The sequence below is a fragment of the Pigmentiphaga sp. GD03639 genome (assembly GCF_029845405.1).
Lineage (GTDB): Bacteria > Pseudomonadota > Gammaproteobacteria > Burkholderiales > Burkholderiaceae_B > Pigmentiphaga > Pigmentiphaga daeguensis.
The window spans coordinates 51264-70972 of the sequence record NZ_JAOCLR010000015.1; the positions used below are offsets into that span (position 1 = coordinate 51264).

General features: G+C 69.2%; 18 protein-coding genes. 3 read left to right on the forward strand and 15 right to left on the reverse strand.

Translation table 11 applies throughout. From position 1 onward, the window contains the following. Nucleotides 1-6 precede the first annotated feature (6 nt). The 9 genes from N5K27_RS16670 to N5K27_RS16710 all read right to left on the reverse strand — a co-directional run bounded on the left by N5K27_RS16670 (nucleotide 7) and on the right by N5K27_RS16710 (nucleotide 9595). On the reverse strand, nucleotides 7-1551 hold the full coding sequence (locus N5K27_RS16670; protein ID WP_279817612.1) for a gamma-glutamyltransferase: 1545 nt from the start codon (nucleotides 1549-1551) through the stop codon (nucleotides 7-9). Between the two features lie 4 nt (nucleotides 1552-1555). Next, nucleotides 1556-2164 carry a carbon monoxide dehydrogenase subunit G gene (locus tag N5K27_RS16675; protein ID WP_279817614.1) on the reverse strand — a complete coding sequence of 203 codons (609 nt, stop codon included), beginning with the start codon at nucleotides 2162-2164 and terminating at the stop codon, nucleotides 1556-1558. Then, on the reverse strand, nucleotides 2161-3312 hold the full coding sequence (locus N5K27_RS16680) for an NAD(P)/FAD-dependent oxidoreductase (RefSeq protein ID WP_087839484.1): 1152 nt from the start codon (nucleotides 3310-3312) through the stop codon (nucleotides 2161-2163). Before N5K27_RS16680 ends, N5K27_RS16675 begins: the two co-directional genes overlap by 4 nt. Before the next feature lie 37 nt (nucleotides 3313-3349). Beyond that, a complete protein-coding gene (locus N5K27_RS16685) occupies nucleotides 3350-4444 on the reverse strand; it encodes a hypothetical protein (protein WP_165963212.1) in 1095 nt (364 codons plus the stop codon). Further along, nucleotides 4441-4920, reverse strand: a complete 480-nt coding sequence (locus N5K27_RS16690) for a (2Fe-2S)-binding protein (RefSeq protein WP_279817617.1) — start codon at nucleotides 4918-4920, stop codon at nucleotides 4441-4443. Before N5K27_RS16690 ends, N5K27_RS16685 begins: the two co-directional genes overlap by 4 nt. Further along, nucleotides 4917-5765: an FAD binding domain-containing protein gene (locus N5K27_RS16695; protein ID WP_087839482.1), complete on the reverse strand. Its 849-nt coding sequence runs from the start codon at nucleotides 5763-5765 to the stop codon at nucleotides 4917-4919. Before N5K27_RS16695 ends, N5K27_RS16690 begins: the two co-directional genes overlap by 4 nt. Then, nucleotides 5762-8134, reverse strand: coding sequence for a xanthine dehydrogenase family protein molybdopterin-binding subunit (locus N5K27_RS16700; RefSeq protein WP_279817621.1), 2373 nt, complete (start codon nucleotides 8132-8134; stop codon nucleotides 5762-5764). Before N5K27_RS16700 ends, N5K27_RS16695 begins: the two co-directional genes overlap by 4 nt. Nucleotides 8135-8136: 2 nt before the next feature. Continuing rightward, entirely contained in the window at nucleotides 8137-9144 is a 1008-nt protein-coding gene (locus N5K27_RS16705; RefSeq protein ID WP_087839480.1) for a tripartite tricarboxylate transporter substrate binding protein, read from the reverse strand. Nucleotides 9145-9214: 70 nt separating this feature from the next. Then, the gene (locus tag N5K27_RS16710) at nucleotides 9215-9595 is read right to left on the reverse strand and encodes a RidA family protein (protein WP_165963210.1); all 381 of its coding nucleotides are present in this window, start codon (nucleotides 9593-9595) and stop codon (nucleotides 9215-9217) included. Nucleotides 9596-9845: 250 nt separating this feature from the next. Between N5K27_RS16710 and N5K27_RS16715 the strand changes: the two genes are divergently transcribed. Continuing rightward, nucleotides 9846-10760 carry a LysR family transcriptional regulator gene (locus tag N5K27_RS16715; protein WP_165963209.1) on the forward strand — a complete coding sequence of 305 codons (915 nt, stop codon included), beginning with the start codon at nucleotides 9846-9848 and terminating at the stop codon, nucleotides 10758-10760. Between the two features lie 9 nt (nucleotides 10761-10769). On the opposite strand, the gene bioD is transcribed toward N5K27_RS16715, so the two are convergent. The 3 genes from bioD to N5K27_RS16730 are packed head-to-tail and all read right to left on the reverse strand — an operon-like array spanning nucleotide 10770 to nucleotide 14058. Beyond that, complete coding sequence (gene bioD, locus N5K27_RS16720; RefSeq protein ID WP_087839478.1) at nucleotides 10770-12194, reverse strand: dethiobiotin synthase; 1425 nt, start codon at nucleotides 12192-12194, stop codon at nucleotides 10770-10772. Then, nucleotides 12191-12859 carry an alpha/beta hydrolase gene (locus tag N5K27_RS16725; protein ID WP_132980034.1) on the reverse strand — a complete coding sequence of 223 codons (669 nt, stop codon included), beginning with the start codon at nucleotides 12857-12859 and terminating at the stop codon, nucleotides 12191-12193. Before N5K27_RS16725 ends, bioD begins: the two co-directional genes overlap by 4 nt. After that, nucleotides 12856-14058, reverse strand: a complete 1203-nt coding sequence (locus N5K27_RS16730) for an 8-amino-7-oxononanoate synthase (protein WP_279817626.1) — start codon at nucleotides 14056-14058, stop codon at nucleotides 12856-12858. The genes N5K27_RS16725 and N5K27_RS16730 overlap by 4 nt, the downstream gene beginning before the upstream one ends. A gap of 99 nt (nucleotides 14059-14157) precedes the next feature. On the opposite strand from N5K27_RS16730, the gene N5K27_RS16735 reads away from it, so the two are divergent. Beyond that, complete coding sequence (locus N5K27_RS16735) at nucleotides 14158-15441, forward strand: adenosylmethionine--8-amino-7-oxononanoate transaminase (RefSeq protein ID WP_087839475.1); 1284 nt, start codon at nucleotides 14158-14160, stop codon at nucleotides 15439-15441. On the opposite strand, the gene N5K27_RS16740 is transcribed toward N5K27_RS16735, so the two are convergent. From N5K27_RS16740 to N5K27_RS16750, 3 genes are read right to left on the reverse strand one after another with little or no spacing between them, the layout of a single operon-like run. Beyond that, on the reverse strand, nucleotides 15442-16890 hold the full coding sequence (locus N5K27_RS16740) for an NAD-dependent succinate-semialdehyde dehydrogenase (protein WP_243724565.1): 1449 nt from the start codon (nucleotides 16888-16890) through the stop codon (nucleotides 15442-15444). A 49-nt stretch (nucleotides 16891-16939) separates the two neighbouring features. Then, nucleotides 16940-17917, reverse strand: a complete 978-nt coding sequence (locus N5K27_RS16745; protein ID WP_165963208.1) for a tripartite tricarboxylate transporter substrate binding protein — start codon at nucleotides 17915-17917, stop codon at nucleotides 16940-16942. Between the two features lie 34 nt (nucleotides 17918-17951). After that, on the reverse strand, nucleotides 17952-18797 hold the full coding sequence (locus tag N5K27_RS16750; RefSeq protein ID WP_279817628.1) for an SDR family oxidoreductase: 846 nt from the start codon (nucleotides 18795-18797) through the stop codon (nucleotides 17952-17954). On the opposite strand from N5K27_RS16750, the gene N5K27_RS16755 reads away from it, so the two are divergent. Beyond that, the gene (locus N5K27_RS16755) at nucleotides 18796-19701 is read left to right on the forward strand and encodes a LysR family transcriptional regulator (protein WP_087839472.1); all 906 of its coding nucleotides are present in this window, start codon (nucleotides 18796-18798) and stop codon (nucleotides 19699-19701) included. The genes N5K27_RS16750 and N5K27_RS16755 overlap by 2 nt on opposite strands. Nucleotides 19702-19709 lie beyond the last annotated feature (8 nt).

Sequence of the window (19709 nt, forward strand, 5' to 3'; positions counted from 1 at the left end):
GGCCTGTCACTCCGCCAGCGCGCAGGCCTGGCGGCGCAGGTCGGCCGCCGCCTCCAGTGTTCCATCGTGGCGCATGCGGATGGCCTTGGCCGACCCGAAGTAGAACTCGTGCAGGGAATCCTCTTCCACCGGCACGCCGGCCTCGCGCAGCCGCTGCGCCACGCCCGGCTCGAAGCCGGGTTCGAGCAGGATGTCGCCGCCGCGCGTGATGCTCCAGCGCGGCGCATCGATGGCCTGGGCCAGCGGCAGGTTCTCGAAGCAGGCATGGGCGATGACCTGCACGCCGGTCGTGGTCTGGCTCACGCCGCCCGGCGACACGCCCAGCATGGCCGGCCTGCCGCCTTCCATCACGATGTAGGGGTTCAGCGTATGGACCGGCCGCTTGCCCGGGCCCAGCACGTTGGGGCTGGCCGGATCGAGATCGAATTCGATCAGGCGGTTATTCAACAGGATGCCCGTTTCCGGATCCACGCAGCCGCTGCCGAAGGGCTGGAACACGCTTTGCAGCATGGCCAGCGCGTTGCCCTGCCCGTCCGCCAGCACGATGCCGGCGGTGTCGCCGGGATCGCGCGCGCCCGATGGCGTCCCGCCCGCCACGCTGGCCAGGCGCCGCGCGACCTGCCCAGGGTCCAGGGTGGCGGGCCACGGCGCGGCCGGGTCGGCCACCTTGCGCTGGAAGGTTTCCAGGCATAGCCGCGCGATCTGGATCTGCGCATAGGCGCGCTGGCCTTCGGGCTCGTCCAGGTACGGCGCCAGCGCATCGAGCTGGGCCAGCATCAACACCCCCAGGGAATTCGGCGGCATGACATGGATGTGCCTGTCCCGCACGGACAGGCTGACCGGTGGCGCCCAGCCGGCCCGCTGCGCCAGCATGTCATCCATGCGCAGCAGGCCTCCTTGCGCGCGCGAAAAGGCGTCCAGGCTGCGGGCGATGGGTCCCTGGTAGAAAGCGTCGGCGCCATCGCGCGCGATGCGTTTCAAGGTATCGGCCAGGGCGGGCTGGCGCAGGAGGTCCCCTGGCGCCAGCGGCCGGCCGTCGGGCACGAACAGGGAGCCGAAGCCGGGCTGGCGGACCACGGCCGGCCTGGCGCTCCTGAGGTTGCGATGAATCTCGCTGGAGCACCCGATGCCGTCCGCGGCGTGGCGCACGGCGTCCGCCAGCAGCGAGGCCCAGGGCAATCGCCCATGGCGCCGGTGCGCCTCGTCCCACAGGCGCACGAGTCCGGGCGCCACCCAGGTCGATGGTCCGCGCGGACCGATGACGCCGTCGGCGAAGACACCCGGACTGGCCAGTCCGGGCGCCCGGCCCGTGCCGTTCAGGGCCTGGACCGTGCCCGAGGCCGCGTCGTGATACAGCATCATGCCGCAGCCGCCCAGCGAGGTCGCATGTGGCAAGGCGACGGCCAGGACGGCCGATGCCGAGATCATGGCATCGACCAGCGAGCCGCCTGCCTGCAAGGTATCCAGCGCGCTCTGGCTGGCCAGGTGATGGCCGGTGACGATGGCGCGGCGCCGGCCGAACACGGCCGCACGGGGAACGGGCCTGGTCATCCGGTCACCGCAGCAGGTTGGCGCAGAAGGTGCCGACGAAGCAACCCACCCCGCAGGCGATGGGCAGCCACCAGCCTTGCCAGCGTCCCGCGGCCGGCGAAGCGGCGGCTGCCGCGGGCGCGGCGTGGACGCTGGCCGCGACCCCGGTTGCCGGCGCGGCCGTCCGCGCCCCGCCGTCCGACAATTCGCGCTGCACGTTCGCGAAGAACTGCTCCGAGAACTTGCGTGCGGCGCCGTCTATCATCCGCGCGCCCAGCTGGGCGACCTTGCCGGTCACCTCGGTCTCGGCGCGATAGGCCAGCAAGGTACCGCCGGCGATGTCCTCCAGCGTCACGGCCACGCTGCCGGTGGCGGCGCCGGCCACGCCGGCCGAGCCCTGGCCCGTCAGCGTGAAGCGCTCCTGCTGCGCCTGCACCGCGCGGGCGAAGGCCACCTCGAAGTTGGCGCGTATGGGCCCCACGCCCGCCGAGATCGTGGCCCGGTAGCCGCCGTCGTCGGTGCGGCTGATGGCGCGGCAGTCGGGAATCGTCCGGCGCAGGAAGTCCAGGTCGTCCAGCGCCTCCCAGACCCGGGCGCGCGGCGCCGCCAGCGTCTTGGTGCCGTCTATGATCATGGCCGTGCTTCCCCCATCATGTCTATGCCGGCCTGCGCCAGGCCGCGATCGGCCACGCGCATGCGTTCGTTCAGGCACTTGAACTGGCCGAAGCTCCAGGCCACCAGCGGCCGCGCGAAATCCAGCGAGGTCGGCCACTGGCGCGTGAACCAATCGTAGCGCACGGCCCAGGCCTGCGTGCGATCGCTGATGAAGCGCACGCGCTGCTCCCAGGCCGACACCGCGGCGGCGACGTCGTCGGCGTCGGCCACCAGGTGCGCCAGCGCGTAGGCGTTCATCAGCGTCAGGCCCGCCCCCTGCCCCAGCGTCGGCGGCAGGCCATGGGCGGCGTCGCCCAGGATGGCGATGTTGCCGGCGCTCCACCTCGGACACTTGACCAGGCCGTAATGGTATTGCGTGCCCTCGGCCCGGTGCAGCACGGGCATCAGGTCGGCGATCCTGGGAAAGCGCCGGCTCCAGTCCCCGACGTCGATGGGAAAGCGCGCCGCCGTGGCGTCCCAGGCTGGGGCGACCATGTAGACGTAGGTATGGTCCGGTCCCGAGGGCGTCACGCCTATGCGCCGGTTGCCCGACCAGTGCTCCACGGTCTTGGGCTGGGGCGTGAAGGCGCGGCCTTCGATCAGATAGCGGTTGATGATGGTCGGCAGCTCGGTGAAGCCCCCGCCCATCTTCAGCGAATTGCGCACCGCCGAATGCACGCCGTCGGCCGCGATGACCAGGTCGGCCTCGTGCAGCCCGCCGTCGGCGGTCAGCAGGCCCTTGCCGGGCAGCGCGCCGGTTACCCGCGAGCCGGTCACGATGTTCACGCCGGCCTCGAGCGCGGCGTCGCGCAGTCCCTCGATCAGCACCTGCCGGGCGAAGGTATGGACGCGGGACTTGTCCCGCAACGGCCGCTCCTGCTTGACCGTGCCGTCGGCGAACTGGATCTGCGCCCGCTCGAGTACCGTGCCCTGGCCGCGGATGCGGTCCAGCACGCCCAGCTTCTCCAGCACCTCCAGGCTGTTGTTCTTGATATAGATGCCCGCCCCCACTTCGCGGATCTCGGATCCCTGCTCGTGGACGTTGACTTCCCAGCCGCGGCGCGCGAACAGCGCGCCGGCGCTCAGGCCGGCGATGCCGCCCCCGGCGATTTCTACTTTGCGTTTCATACCCGATACCCGAAGAAAATGTTGAAGCGAAGAATCTCTATCCGGCCTGTCGGCGCTTGGCGGCCAGGCCGATCTGCATGGCCGCGCCGGAGGTCAGCAAGGCGTGGATGCCGAAGCGGTCCCGCAGGACATCCCATTGCATGGCGCACAGCGCCTGGCGTTCGTCGTCCGCCAGGAGGAAGGGCCGGCAGAAGGCCGCGGGGTCGTCCAGGAAGCGTTCCGCCGCCTCGGCCCGCGTGCGCAGGGCCAGCACCGCCTCGGCCAGCCTGGCCCGTTCCGGCGGCATGGCCGGATAGCGCAGCGGATCGCGCGCCGGCGCCGGCTCGGTCAGGTCCCAGCCGGCCGAGGCATAGATGTGGTGCCACGACGGCTCCAGCAGCGCCGTGAACGGCGGCCGGTTCTCGCCCAGCGCCCCGGCCAGGATCAGCGGCGCGCGCAGCTCGACGTTGCCGGTGCGGTCCAGCTCCCAGTCGTCGTAGCTGAGCAGGTGCGTCAGATGTCCCGCCTGGATTTCGGCGAAGATGCGCTGGTCCGTCTCCAGGTCGGGATGCGGATAGTGCACCGTGCCCGGATAGTGGGACAGGCCGCCGCTGGCGATCAGCAGCGCCCGCTTGCCCAGGCGCTGCAAGGCGGTCTGCAGGGCGGCGCCGAAGGCGTAGCAGCGGCGCCCGCTGGGCTGGGGCGGCACGTAGGCGTTGACGAACAGGGCCACCAGCGGCACGTCGCGCCCGAAGCCCATGAACTCGTAGGGTATGGTGAAGGCTGTCTGCAGCTTGGCGTTCATGGTGAAGGCCAGGTCGAAGCCGGCCCGCTCCATTTCGGGGACCAGGGCGTAGCCGGTGGCGCCGTCGATGGCCCACATGCCGCGATGCTTGTGCATGCCGTCGGCCTGGTCGGCCACGTGCACGCAGAACGGCGGCACGCCATGGGTGACGAAGTGGTCGCCATGGTCGTTGGACACCATGACGATGCAATCGGGCGCGAGCGCCCGCAGCCGCTCGCCTATGGTTTCCAGCGAGCGGCGCACGCGGGCGACCTGTTCAAGGTCCTCGGTCTCGGGCAAGGACAGGAATTGCGGCGCGTGCGGCACGATGGCCGCGCCGACGATGCCATAGGGATTGAAGGATTTCACGCTTGCACCTCGGTGATGGGTCGTTCTTCGTTGGCGACTTCGACGACGGCCGCGACGATGCCGTGGTAGCCCGTGCAGCGGCAGATGTTGCCGGACAGGCACTGGCGGATCGCCGGTTCGTCGCGCAACTGGCCACGGCGCACGATGTCGTATCCGCTCACGACCATGCCCGGCGTGCAGAAGCCGCATTGCAGGGCGTGGTGTTCGCCGAAGGCCCGGCGCAGCCGGTCGGCCGTGGCATCGCACAGGCCTTCCAGCGTGGTCACCGAGCAGCCGTCCACCGAACCCGCCAGCGTCAGGCAGGCACGCACCACCTGGTCATCGACGATGACGTTGCAGGCGCCGCACACGCCATGCTCGCAGCCCAGGTGCACGGAGGTCTGCCGGCACTGCTCGCGCAGCACGTCGGCCAGTATCGCGGAGGGTTCGACGTCGAGTCCGGTTTCGCGGCCGTTCACGGTCAATGTGATCTTCATGCGGCGACTCCTTGCCATGCCTGTTCGACCGCCCGGGCCATCGCCTGCGCGTGACGGGATGCCGCCAGCGGATCGATGTGCGGCCGGGCGGCCAGGATTTCGTCCAGGGCCGAGGCCGCGACGTCGCGCCTGGCGGGTGTCGGGCCTCCGGCTGCCGCCAGGCGCGCCGCCGTGGCCGGCAGGGCCAGCGGACCAGGATCGATCGCGCCCAGCCAGCATGCCCACTGGCCATCGGCGCCTTGCAGGGCCAGTGCGCTGGCCGAGGCGAATTCGCCCGCCCGGTGCATGAGCTTGCACCGGCCCCATCGGACCAGGCCCGATGCCCGCTCGGGCAGCGTGGCCGCCAGCGCGATCTCGTCCACCTGCACGTCGCTGTCCATGGCGCCGCGGATGAAATCGCGCAGGGCGACGACACGCCGCCCCCGCAGGCTGGCCAGTTCCACCGAGGCATCGAGCGCGGTCAGCAGCAGCGGCCAGTCCCCCGCCGGATCGGCGTGGACCAGGCTGCCGACCACGGTGCCCCGGCCACGCACCGGCAGGAAGGCGATCTCGGCGGCATGCGCGCGCAGCAGGTCGAACAGCGCCCCGGCCTGCGTACACCGTTCGACGTCGGCATGGGTGACGGCCGCGCCCATGCGCACGGCCGGCGCGGTGTCCAGGTTCGCCAGCGACGCCACCCGGGTGATGTCGATCAGCGCATAGGGGCGCAGCATGCGGTAGCGCATCATGGGCAGCAGGCTCTGCCCGCCGGCCAGGACCTTGGCATCGCTGCCCAGGGCGGCGCGCAGCGCCAGCGCTTCGTCCAGCGTGCGCGGCACATGCAGCGCGAAAGGCGGCAGCTTCATCGCGTGCCTCCCCGCCCGGCTTCGTGCAGTTGGCGCAGCAGGTAGTCGGGCGTGATGGGCGTGCGGCACACGTCCACGCCCAGGTCCGCCAGCGCGTCGCGCACGGCATTGGCGATGGCCGCCGGCGGCGCCACGGCCCCCCCTTCTCCCATGCCCTTCATGCCGAACTCGGAATGGGGCGACGGCGTGCTGAAGTGCAGGATGGAAATGGGCGGAACCTCGACCGCGCTGGGCACGGCGTAGTCGCCGAAGGTCACGGTCTGCGGCTGGCCGTTGCTGTCATAGATCATTTCTTCATACAGGGCCTGGCCGATGCCTTGCGCGACGCCGCCGCGTATCTGGCCGTCCAGGATCAGGGGGTTGACCACCGTGCCGCAGTCCTCCACGACCAGGTAGTCCAGGATCCTGACGAAGCCGGTGTCCGGGTCGACGCTGACGCGCGCGGCATGCAGCGTGTAGGAAAACGTCCCGGTCTCGACGCTGGGCCGATAGTCGGCCTGGAACGAGAAGCCCGGGGAAATGGAGCGCGGCAGCTTGCTCACGCCCACGTAGGCGATGCGCGCCAGGTCGCCGAAGGACGTCGTGCCTTGCGGCGAAACGCAGGCGCCGTCGCGCACCTCGATCTGCGCCTCGTCCGCCTCGTGCAGCACGGCATGGATGGCGCGCGCCTTGCCGACGATGTCGCGGCAGGCCATGGCCACCGCCCCGCCCGCCATCACGATGGAACGCGAGGCGACCGAGCCCAGGCCATACGGTGCCGCCGAGGTATCGCCCTGGCGTATGCGTATGGCCGAGACCGGCAGCGTGGTGATCTCGGCCGCGATCTGCGCCAGGCTGGTGAAATGCCCCTGCCCGTGCGACAGCGTGCCGACCTCGATGACCAGCGTGCCGTCCATGTTCAGCGTGGCCCGCGCCGACTCGTGGCCGTAGATCAGCGGCGAGCCCCGGCGGCGCCATTCCTCGGCGCCGTGCGCGGCCTGCTCGACCAGCATCGCATAGCCCACGCCCACCCGGCCGCCGTCGGCGGCCTGTCGCGCGGCGGACCAGTTCTCGGCCACGAAGCGCTCGGCGGCATCGACGACCTCGCGATAGTTGCCCGAGTCGTAGGCCAGTCCGGTGGCCGACACATAGGGCATCTGCGCGGGCGAGATCAGGTTGGCCCGGCGCACGTCCAGCGGGTCGGCACCCAGTTCGCGGGCGACTTCCTCGATGATGCGTTCCATCGCGAAGCACCCGCCCGGACGGCCCACGCCGCGATAAGGCCCCAGGGGGCTCTTGTTGGTGTGGATGCTGACGGCCTCGAAGCGATAGTTGCGGATGTCGTAGGGCCCGAGCATGACGTTGGTGGCCATGTTGGCCTCGATCGCGCCGGTGGAGGTCTTGGCCGAATAGGCCCCGGCGTCCACCACCACCAGCGCGTCCAGCGCGTGGATCCTGCCCGTGTCGTCGAAATAGGCGGTGATGCGCTGCTCGTGCTGGCGGCTGTGGTTGCTGGCGACGAAGTGCTCGTAGCGGTCCTCGATCCAGCGCACCGGCCGCCGCAGCTTCCAGGCCAGCGCCGTCACCAGGACTTCCTCGGGATACAGATTGCTCTTGGAGCCGAAGCCGCCGCCCACGTCCGGCACGACCACGCGGATGTCGGCTTCGGTCAGGCCCGGAATCTGTTCGGCCAGGAAGGTGCGGATCAAGTGCGGGCGTTGGCTGGACACGTGCACGACCACGCCGCCGGCCGGATCCGGATAGGCCAGGCAGCCCCGGCATTCCAGCGGGCTGGCCAGCACCCGCCCCATGGACAGGCGGCGCGTGACCTGGCGCAGGCCTCGCGCGGCGGGGTCGTCGATGATGGCCTGCGCATCGCCCAGCGCGCGGCCGATGCGCATGACCAGGTTGGAGTCCAGGTGGTCGTGCAGCGGCACGCCCGGATGTTCGACCTCGTCCCAGGCATCGACCACCGCGGCCAGCGGCTCGATGTCCAGTTGCACCTGCTCGGCGCGCTCCTCGGCCTCGGCGCGGGTCGCGCCCAGCGCCAGGACCACGGGCTCGCCGGCGAAACGCACCTTGCCGTCGGCCAGCAGCGGATACGGCGCGCCGTTGAACTCCGGACGCAACAGCGCGCAGTAGATGGGCAAGGCCAGGCCGGCGATGTCGGCCGCGGTCCAGAACGTCCCGGCCGGCAATTCCGGCGGCAGCGTCACGCCCTTCAGGCGGCCATGGGCCACCGGGCTGCGGCAGAACGCCACTTCCAGGCATTCCGGCACCTGGATGTCCGCCACGAAGGCGCCCCCGCCTGCCAGGTGGCGGGCATCCTCCACCCGGGCCAGCGGCCGCCCGATATGGGCGTAGCCACCGTCGACCTTGCTTTCCCCCATGCTCACTCCAGCGTCACCTTGGCATCCTTGATGATGCCGCCCCACATGTTGAAGTCATTGCGCATGCGCTTCTTCAGATCGTCCACCGAGGTGTCCATGGGCGCAAGCCCCAGGTCGATCAGCGAACTGCGCACGTCCGGCTTCTTCAGGATCTTGTTCACTTCGCTGTTGATGGACGCCACCACGGCGGGCGGGGTCTGCGCCGGGGCCATCAGGATGAACCAGCTGGACAGTTCCTCGTCCGGCAGTCCCGACTCCTTCAGGGTCGGCAGCGCCGGAGTGCTCGGGAAGCGGTTGCGCGCGCCCACCATCAACAGGCGCACCTTGCCCGCATCCACCATGGGACGCAGCGGCGGGATGTTGTCGAAGCTGAAGTCGATGTCGCCCTGGGCCAGCGCCACCGATGCCGGGCCGCTGCCCTTGTAGGGCGAATGCACGGCCTTGATGCCGAGCTGCTTGACCAGCCATTCGGAAGCCAGGTGCAGCGTGCTGCCGGGGCCGGCCGAGCCGAAGGTCACGCCTTTCTCGGTGGCGGCCTTGGCCTTGATCTCGGCGATGAAGTCCTTGACGTTGGTCGCCTTGATGCCGGGCCCCACGGCCAGGAACGGCGGCACGTCGACGATGCCCACCACCGGCACCAGCTCTTTCATGGCGTCGTAGTCGAGCTTGGGATACAGGTGCGTGTTGTTGACGACCGAGGTGGTCGCCAGCAGCAGCGTGTAGCCGTCGGGCGCCGACCGGATCACGTTGCGGGTCGCGATCTGGGTGCTGGCGCCCGGCTGGTTCTCGACGACGACGGCCTGGCCATAGGCCTCCTGCAGCTTCCTGCCGATCAGCCGCGCAGTCACGTCGCTGCCGCCGCCGGCGGCGAAAGGCACGATGATCTTGATGGGACGGCTGGGATAGGTGTCGGCCGCCGTGGCAGTGGCGGCACAGACCGCGGCGGCGCAGGCAAGCACGGCACCGGTGGCGCGCCGCGCGAAAAGCGACGAACTCAACGACATCTTCATGTTCGATACCTTGAGCGAAAAAGGGAAAGAAGCATCGGCGGCGCGCGGGAGCCGTGCGCCGCCAGCCGGCCTAGCGGGTCGCCACGACCTCGATCTCCAGCATCATCCCGGCGATCGCCAGGGGTGCCTCGATGGTGGTGCGGGCGGGAAACTTGCCTTCCTGGAAATAGCCGCGATAAATCTCGTTCATCTCGTTGAAGCGGCTGATGTCGGTCAGGATCACGTTGGCCTTGACCACCTTGTCGAGCGAGCTGTCGCATTCGCCCAGGATCTGCCTGAGGTTCTTCATCACCTGGTGCATCTGCTCGGAGAAGGTCGGCGCCAGCTCGCGATTGGCGTCGAAGGGCGTGGTGCCCGAGACGAAGACGAAGTCTCCGGCGACGACCGCGTGCGAGAGCGGCGCCTTGGGTTTGGCGACGGCGTCGGACATGAAAATCTTGCTTGTGGACATGAGGGGCCTCGATAATGACTGGCGGGAAACGGACGAACCGCCCGGCTGCTGCGCCACGTTGGCGCCGGTCTTGCCGGGCGGCTCGGCGGCAAAAAAATTATCGGGAGATCCCTTCCCCCCAACAAGACAAGGGACACGCACACCATGTTCTCGATACGAGAACACCCGCACGAGACCGGGGCATGCGACGCTACATCCTTGGACACCGGTCGCACGAGGCCGGTGCACGGCACCGACATGGGGAACCTGCATGAATCCGGCTGACCTGGCCAGCTTCTATGAAGTCGCGGTATGCAAGGGCATACGGCGAGCATCGGAGCGGCTCGACATCGCGCCATCGGCCCTGAGCAAGCACATCAAGCGCCTGGAAGGCGAACTGGGCATCAAGCTGCTGGACCGGTCCAGCCGCGGCGTCGTGCTGACGCCCGCGGGCGAGGTCTGCCTGCACTATGCCGAGGAAGTGCTGCACGGCCAGCGGCGCATGCTGGCCGAGCTCGAGGCGCTGAAGGGATTGCGCAACGGCCACGTGAAGCTGTATTCCACCGAAGGCCAGATCGAGTTCGTGACCCAGACCGTGGCCGGGTTCCAGCAGCGCTATCCCGGCGTGACCTTCGAGATCGTCGTGGCCGGCACCGAGACCACGCTGGCCGCGGTCACCAGCGGCGACGCCGACCTTGGCCTGGCGTTCACCCCCACGCCGCACGACGCCATCGAATGCGCGCTGCGCATTTCGGCGCCGCTGGAGGCGGTGATGGCGCCCACGCACGAACTGGCGCGCCGCAAGGCGATCTCGCTGCGCGAGATGATGAACCACCGCACGGCGCTGCCTGCCTCGGACTTCGGCATACGCCGGCTGATCGACTCCATCTGCGCGGGCGAACGCCTGCGGGTGGCACCCGCCATGGTGACCAACTCCATCGCCGCCATGAAGAATTACGCGCGCAACCAGGGCGGCATCACCATCCTGTCGCACATGTCCATCCATCATGAACTGGATGCGGGCGACCTGGTCAGCATCCCGCTGTCGCATCCCATCCTGGGCAAGACCTGCGTGGACGTCTGCGTGCTGGGCCGCCGGCGCCTGCCGCAGGCGGTCAGCGCCTATCTCCAGCACATGCGCAAGCACGTGCGCATGCTGTACGGCCAGGACGCCGGCAGGCGCTGAGGGCCGGTTTCAGGCGCGCGCGGTTCCGGCCGCCCGCAGCACCCGGTCCAGCGGCTCGATGCCGCGCGCCAGGGCCACCACCGCGTCGGCATCGACCCTGGGCAGATGCGGGATTTCGGCCAACACGCGCACCTTGCCGAACTGCTCGATGCCGAGCCGGTTGCCGGCCGAGGGCTCTCCGCTCATCACCACGCCCGCCACCGGGATACCGCGCGCGCGCAGCGCCTCCAGCGACAGCAGCGTGTGATTGAGCGTGCCCAGCGTGCTGCGCGCCACGAGCACCACCGGCAGCCCCAGGCGGACGATCAGGTCGATCATGGTGGCGCGGTCGTCGATGGGAACCAGCAGCCCGCCGGCGCCCTCCACGACCAGCGGCGCGCGCGTGTCGGGCAGCTCGATGCCGGCCATGTCCAGGGTCACGCCTTCCTCGCGCGCGGCCGCCCAGGGCGACAGCGGCGCCTGCAGCACCGCGTGGGGCGCGTGGATGCGCTCGGGCGGAAGATCGGCCAGCCGTGCCACCGTGCCTGTGTCGTCGGGCTCCGTCGCCACGCCGGTTTGCAGAGGCTTCCAGTAGTCGGCCTGCCAGGCGTGCGCCAGCACCGCCGACACCAGCGTCTTGCCGATGCCGGTGTCGGTGCCGGTCACGAATACGCCGCGCGGCGCGTCGCTCTTGTTCCAGGTGCCGTAGGCCAGATGGTAGGTCACGCTTGCCCCCCGTGTGTCGAAACTGCGCAGTATCTGCTTGAACATCGCGGGCGGCAGCGGACGGCGGCCCGGCGCGGGCGCATCCGCGCCTATCGCCTTGAGCCCGCGCAGGAACGCCATGCCGTCGCGATGCGGCTGCACCCGTCTTTCGGCCTGCATGAAACGGCGCAGGCCGGGCAGCGCGGCGCCGATGTCCGCCGGACGGGGATAGTCGCGGACCGCGGCATCCATCCCATGGTCCGCATGCGCCGCGCGCCACTCGGCGAAGGTACCGTCGGCCAGCGTGGCCACCGCCATCCAGCCGCCCTGGGCCAGCAGGCCGCCCAGCCGCGCCAGCCCCGCGTCCAGGTCGCCGAACCATTGCACCGCCATGCTGGAGCAGATCAGGTCGAATTCGCCCAGTCCCGTATCGGGATGCTCGCCGTCCATGACCGCGAAACGGCATGTGCCGGGCAGTGCCAGGCGCCGCCGTGCGGTCTCCAGCATGGCGGGCGAGACGTCCGTCAGCGTCCAGCATGCCGGCCCCAGCCGGCGCGCCAGGGCCTGGGCCAGGAATCCCGTGCCGCAACCTATCTCCAGGATGCGCGGGCGCTCCGGCAGCGGCAGGCGGGCGATGCGCGCGGCCAGTTCTTCGGCCACGTCGCGCTGCAAGCCCGCGTGCCGTTCGTAGCGTCCCGCCGCATCGCCGAAGCGGCGCGCCACCGCTCGCCCATGGACCGGCCCCGTCATGCGTGGTCCACGGCGCTTGCCAGTTCACTCGCGAACGCGCGGACCTGGCCGGCGCACCACTCGGGATGCGTCAGGGGCAGCAAATGCCCGCCGCCGGCGCACCACGAGACCCGGTCCCCGAACGAGGCGGCCGTGAGCGCCGGCGTGACGACCGCATCGGCGTCGCCCGCCAGGACGCAGGCCGGGACGCGCCGGCCGGCCCAGGCCGCGCGCGCATCGCCTTCACGCAGGTAGCGCAGGCCGGCGGCCAGGGCGGCCTCGTCCAGCTTAGCCGCATCGACGGCGCCATCGGCACCGCAGCGCCGGCGGAACTCGCCCACCACGGCGACGGGATCGGCCGCCAGACGGGCCAGCATGCGGTCCAGCACCCTGGGGGCGACTCCCGCGGGAAAATCGCCGGAGGCCGCGAAACGCGCAAAGCCGTTGATCAGGACGAAGCCGCGGCAACCACCGCCCTCGTCTTCCAGGCCGCGCATGGCGCCCAGCGAATGCCCCACGGCCACGTAGGCGGCCGGGCGTTCGGCGGCCACGGCTGGCCCGAAATAGCCTGCGTCGTCGGCATGGACCTCCCAGCCGTCCAGGTGGGCGCGCATGGGCGCCCAGGTCGAGGCATCGAATCCCCAGCCATGCAGGAACACCAGCGGCAGGCGCGCGCCGCCGGTCATGACCGGCCTCCGCTCGCGCTCGCGGCTTGCGTGCGCAGGTCGGCGATGGCGCGGACCAGCCGCCCCACGTCCTCTTCATCATGCGCGGCGCTGAGCGCGATCCGCAGCCGGCTCGTGCCCGCCGGCACCGTGGGCGGACGGATCGCCACCGCCAGCAGGCCGCGCTCGCGCAGGCCGTCGCTCAGGGCCAGCGCCGCGCCCGCTTCACCCACGACGGCGGGCACGATCTGCGTCGACGAAGCGCCCGTCTCCAGGCCCTGGTCCGCCAGCGCCCGCCGCAGTCCGTCGCCCAGCCCCGCCAACCGCTGCCTTTCCCTTTCCATGCCGGGCACCAGATCGAGCGCGGCATCGATGGAGGCCAGCACGGGCGGCGGCAAGGCGGTGGTGTAGATGAACCCCGAGCAGGTGTTCACGAGGTAGTCGCACAATTGCCGCGATCCCGCCACGTAGGCCCCGAAACCGCCCATGGCCTTGCTGAAGGTGCCCATGGCCAGATCGACCCTGCCGTCGCCCAGGCTTGCCAGCCCGGCCCCCCGCGGCCCCAGCACGCCGGTCGCGTGGGCCTCGTCCAGGTAGACGAAGGCGCCGTGGCGTTCGGCCACCCGACACAGCGCCGCCACGTCGGTACGGTCGCCATCCATGCTGAACACGCTTTCCGTCACGATCAGGCGCGGGCCGGGCTGGCCGGCCCGCTCGGCCAGCAGTGCATCGAGGTGATCGAGATCGTTGTGCCGGAAACGTATCTGCCGCACGCCGGCGGCCTGGCAGCCGTGGTGCAGGCTGGCATGGTTCAGCCGGTCGCAGAACACCAGCGGGTCGCCCTGGCCCGGCAGGCGCAGCAAGGCCGGCAGCACGGCGGCGTTGGCCTGCCAGCCCGAGGCGAACAGCAGCGCCGCCTCGGTGCCCTTGAAACGGGCCAGCTTGGCCTCGACGGCCAGGTGCAGGTCGAGGTTGCCCGACACCAGACGCGAGGCGCGCGCGCCTGCGCCATGGCGCGCGGTCCATTCGGCCACGCGTTCGGCCAGCAAGGGGTGGCCGGCCAGGCCCAGATAATCGTTGCTGGAGAAATCGACGACGTCGCGGCCTTCGAACGTCACGCGCCCGCCGCGCGGCGCGGCGGTGGTGCGCAAACGGCGCCGCGTCTGGCGCTGGACCGCGCGGTCGAGCTCTTGGGCGAACAGGGAATCGAATATAGACATGGTCCGGCGATGCGCCTGGGGACGCCCGCACCGTAGAATGCATGTCATTGTAGAGGAACGACCGGCCCGGCCTGGCGCCGCGGCCGGCGCAGGACGAACATGCGCACACCCCCATCCGCCTGGGTCGCCGACGGCGCCCGCCACGTCTGGCTGCCCTATGCCCAGATGAAGACCGCCGCGCCGCCGCTGCCCGTGGTCCGTACCCACGGCAGCCGCATCGAACTGGCCGACGGCCGCAGCCTGGTGGATGGCGTGGCCTCGTGGTGGACCGCCTGCCATGGCTACAACCATCCCGCCATCGCCCGGGCCGTGCGCGGCCAGCTCGATGCGATGCCCCACGTGATGTTCGGCGGGCTGACGCACGAGCCCGCCGCGCGGCTGGCGCAGCGCCTGTGCGCGCTGCTGGGCCCGGGTTTCGACCGCGTGTTCTACACCGACTCGGGCTCCGTGGCGGTCGAGGTGGCGATGAAGATGGCCGTGCAGTTCTGGCTCAACCAGGGCGAGCGCCAGCGCTCGCGCTTCCTGGCCTTCCGCGGCGGCTACCACGGCGACACCTTCGGCACGATGGCGGTCTGCGATCCGGAAGACGGCATGCACAGCCTGTTCCACGGCCTCCTGACCCAACACGTGATCGCCCCGCTGCCGCGCGACGACGCCTCGGAAGCCGAGCTGGACGCGCTGCTGCGCCGGCACGCCCACGAACTGGCCGGCATCCTGGTCGAACCGCTGGTCCAGGGCGCAGGCGGCATGCTGATGCACCCGCCGCAAGTGCTGGCCCGCCTGCGCGCGCTGGCGGACCGCCACGGCCTGCTGCTGATCTACGACGAGATCTTCACCGGCTTCGGCCGCACCGGCACGATGTTCGCGTTCGAGCAGGCCGATGCGCGGCCCGACATCATCACGCTGTCCAAGGCCCTGACCGGCGGCACCCTGCCGCTTGCCGCCACCGTGGCCAGCCAACGCGTGTTCGACGGCTTCTGGTCCGACGATCCCGGCCACGCCCTGATGCACGGCCCCACCTTCATGGGCAACGCCCTGGCCTGCGCCGCCGCCAACGCCTCGCTGGACCTGTTCGAACGCGAACCGCGGCTGGAACAGGTGGCGGCCCTGTCCCGCGCGCTGGAAGCCGGCCTCGCTCCCTGCCGCGACCTGCCGTGGGTGCGCGACGTCCGCGTGCTGGGCGCCATCGCCGCGGTCGAGCTGGCCGGACCGTTCGACCGCGACGCCCTGCGTGCCAGGCTGGTCGACGCCGGCGTCTGGGTACGGCCCTTCGGCAACATCGTCTACCTGACGCCGGCCTTCACCATAGGCCGGGACGACCTGGATTTCCTGGTCGCCGCGGTGGTGGGCATCGTGCGGGGCATGCACGCACCCGCATCCTGATCAAGCCACGGAAACCAGCTTGGTCACCAGGCAGGCTTCGAGCCCCTCGATGCCATTCTCAGCACCATGGCCGCTTTCCTTGATTCCCAGAAATGGCGCATCGGGAACCGAGATCATGAAGGAATTGATACCCAGCATGCCGGCCTCGACCTCCTGGGATACCCGCCTCACCACGTCCGTCGAGCGGGTGAAGGCGTATGCTGCCAGGCCGAATGGCAGCCGGTTCGCCCGTGCGATCGCCTCGTCCGTCGACGTGAAGGCGTTCAACAGCGCCAGGGGGCCGAAAGGCTCTTCGTTCATCACCCTGGCGGACTCCGGCACGTCGGCGAGTACCGTCGGCTCGAAGAAATAACCACCCGACTCGATGGCCTTGCCACCGCTGACGAGGCGGCCGCCGCCGCCCAGCGCATTTTCGATCAGGCTTTCCAGGGGAGCCCTGCGCCTATCGTGCGCTAGCGGCCCCATGCGGGTACTTTCGGCCAGCCCGTCGCCTACCGAAATGGTCCGCACCCGCTGCTCGAAACCCTGGACAAAGCGTTCATGGATGCTTTCGTGGATATAAAAACGTGTCGGACTTACACACACCTGGCCGGCATTCCGGTATTTCGAGGCAACGGCCAAATCCAGCGCTTGCTCGACATCGGCATCGCCGAACACAAGCACCGGCGCATGTCCGCCCAGCTCCATGGTGGTCCGCTTGCCGGAGGCCGCGGCGAGTTTCATCAGATGTTGCCCGACGGGAATGGATCCGGTGAAGGACACCTTCCGTATGATCGGCGATGCCAGAAGATGCTCGGAAACCTCCGCTGGCACGCCGAACACGACAGACAGGACTCCGCGCGGCAGGCCGGCCTCCAGCAGTGCCCTGGCCACTTCCAGCGCCGCCGCGGGTGCCTCTTCCGCTGGCTTCAGAATGCAGGGGCACCCAGCCGCCAGCGCCGAACCTATCTTGCGGGCCGCGTTGACCGTTGGAAAATTCCAGGGCGCGAATGCCGCCACGGGCCCCACCGGCTCCTTGACCACCATGAACTGGGTCTTGCCCAGTCCCGATGGCAGTATCCGCCCATACGCGCGGCGCCCCTCTTCCGCGAACCAGTCGAGCGTCTCCGCGGCCAGCGCCGCCTCCTGGCGGGACTCGGCAATGGGTTTGCCGACCTCCAGGGTGATCAGCCGGGCAATCCGCTCGACGCTGCCGCGCATCAGGTCGGCCGCCCGGCGCAGGATCCGCCCCCGATCGACCGGCGCCACCCGCCTCCATTCCGTGAAGCTCCTTTGCGCGGCTTCAAGCGCATCGTCCAGGTCCTGCCGGCTTGCCAGCGGAAGCAGACACAGCGCACCGCCGGTCGCCGGATTCACGACCGGCATGGCATCCCGGCCATCGAGCCCCCGGGGATCGCCCCCGATCAGCAGTTCCGGCTGCCGGTATGTATCGGTATTTCCCAGTTTCAAGATTCCATCCTCAAAGATTTCCCGACGGTCGGTCCGGACACGACCGCGCCTACTGGTCCAGCGTCAGGTTGTTTTCCTTCACGATCTTCGCGTAAGCCTCGGACTCCTTGCGGATCAGCGCCGAGACTTCCTGAGGTTTGATCAGCAGCGGCATGTAGCCGAACTGGATCATCTTCGGCGGAATGTCCGCCTGGCTGTAGAGGGCGGTCACATCCTTGTTGACCTGATCGACCAGCGTCTTGGGCGTACCTGCCGGCGCAAACAGCCCCACCCATCCCGACACCTGGAACCCCGCCGGCCCGCCGCTTTCACCAACCAGCGGCACGTCCGGATAGGTGGCAAGACGCTCCGTGCCGGCCCAGCCGATGAACTTGAGCTTGCCTGCCTGCTGCAAAGGACCGGCACTGCCCGGCGTCCCGAACGCCCAATCGACGTCGCCGTTGGCTACCGAGGCATACAGCTGGCCTACGTCCTTGAACGGAACATGCGTCATATGGGTGCCCGAGGCGGTCTCCAATGCCGCACCCGCCAAATGCGCCACACTCCCGATTTGCCAGGAGCCGTATGTCACCCTGCCGGGGGCTGCCTTCGCCGCTGCCAGCAGATCGCCGGCGCTGTTCCATTTCGACTGCGACGACACGGCGATGAAAAAGTTGCTGTGATGCAAAGGAATCACCGGCACGAAATCCTTCTGGGCGTCGTAGGGTATCTTCTTGTAGAGATGCGGCACCGCGGTGAAGTTGAGGCCATCCGCGTGGAAGAGCGTATAGCCGTCGGCTGGCGAGCGCATGACGTCGGCGGCCGCGATGAAACCCGTGCCCCCTGGCTTGTTCTCGACGACGACGGCCTGGCCCCATGCCTTGGACAGGCGATCGGCCACGATGCGCAACATCGCGTCGGCCCCCGATCCGGTGGAAAACGCCGACACGATGCGGACCGGCTTGGCAGGATATTTCGACGCCTGGCCAAAGGCCGGCGTGTTCGCTAGCATGAATGCCGCGGCAGCGGCCGTGATTGTTTTTTTCATGGTCTCGACTCCAGGTTTCTGATGGTTTTTGTGATCAGACGAAAATGGCTCCACCATCGACGACGAGCGTCTGACCCGTCATGAATGCCGCATCGGGCCCCAGCAGGAACGAAGCCGCGCCGACCAGGTCTTCCGGCATTTGGTCCCGCTTCAACGCCCGCGCGCTCTTGCCCACGTCGCGGAACTGATCGACATGCTCCTTGTTCGTGAGGATGCCGTCCGACAGCGTGAATCCCGGGGCGATCGCATTGACCGTGATGCCCGCTGGGCCCAGTTCCCTGGCCAGGCTTCGCGTAAGCGCGATCACCGCGCCCTTGCTGGCCACGTAGTGAGGCATCCCGGTCACGCCCTTCAAGGGCGAGGTGGACGCGATGTTCACCACACGCCCACCGCCGCCCGCTCGCATGGCTGGCGAACATGCCTTGATGCCCAGGAACGGACCCGCGGTATTGACCGCCATGACCTGCATCCAGTCTTCCTTGGAAATCTGCGTGGACGGCTGCATGGGCAGGCTCGCGAACATCGCCGCGTTGTTGACCAGTCCGTAGAGCGCATTCCCTTTCGCGGACAGGTCTTCGACGATGCGCATCCAATCCGCCTCCTCCGTCACGTCGCCGGAATAGCCGGTAGCGCTCAGTCCCTCGCGCGCCATAGATGCCGCGGCTTGCTCGGCGCCCGTGCTATCGAGAATGGCGACGTCGAACCCGTCGGCCGCGAAACGTCGTGCGAACGCCAGCCCTATGCCCCTGGCGGCTCCTGTAACGATGATGCTCCTCACTGCTTGCGCTCCTGGCTCCTCGTTTACGATGCGCGGAGTATGCGTAAGGCAGAGCGGCACTGAATATTGCTTTTTCCGGTGGGCGCCATTAAGTTTCGGCATGACCATCCACATCCGCCCCCTCGATGCCTTTCTTGCGGTTGCCCAGTACGGCACTCTGGGGCGCGCAGCCCAGAAACTCAACATCACCCAGCCGGCCCTGAGCCGGACCATACGCAAGCTGGAAGAGCAGATCGGCATGCCGCTGTTCGAGCGCTACCTGACCGGCATGAAGCTGACCGCCGCGGGCGAGACCCTGCTGCCCCGCGCCGCGTTGATCCAGAAAGAAGCCGAGGCCGCTACCGAAGAAATCGACGAACTGCGCGGCCTGGCGCGCGGTACGATCCGCGTCGGTGCGATCGCCAGCGCGGTCGGACAAATCCTGCCTCAAGCCATCGCCCAGGTACTGGAACAATGGCCCAAGCTGCAGGTGCATATCGTCGAAGGAATCGCCGACGTGCTCGTCGATGCGCTCGTCAACCGGGAGGTCGACCTTACCGTGGGCGCTTCCATGCCGGCCAGCCCCGATATCTGCGCAATCCCGGATTGCCATTGGGAAGACGCGAGCTACATCGTCGCGGCCCCGTCACATCCCCTCCGCGCCAACAACGTCATCACCCTGGCAGACACCCTGGACTACAAGTGGGTACTCTCGCCCGAAGGGACCGCCCCCTACGAGGACTTGTCCAAAGAGTTCGCCAAGGCCGGATTGCCCATGCCGGAGGTAATCGTCAAGACCCGCTCGAACATCACGAACAAGAGCCTGATTTCGCACGGCGGCTTCCTCGGATGGCTGGCTGAACCGCTGTACGAGCCGGAACGGCAGGCTGGCTGGATAGACCGGCTACCGGTGGCCGGCGTGGTCAAGCGCCGCCAATTGCAGGTCTATCGGCGAAGCCACGGGCTATTGCCCCAGCCTGCGGTGAAGCTTCTGGACGTCCTGCGTCGGCTCACGTCTCAGCGTTAATGGGACGG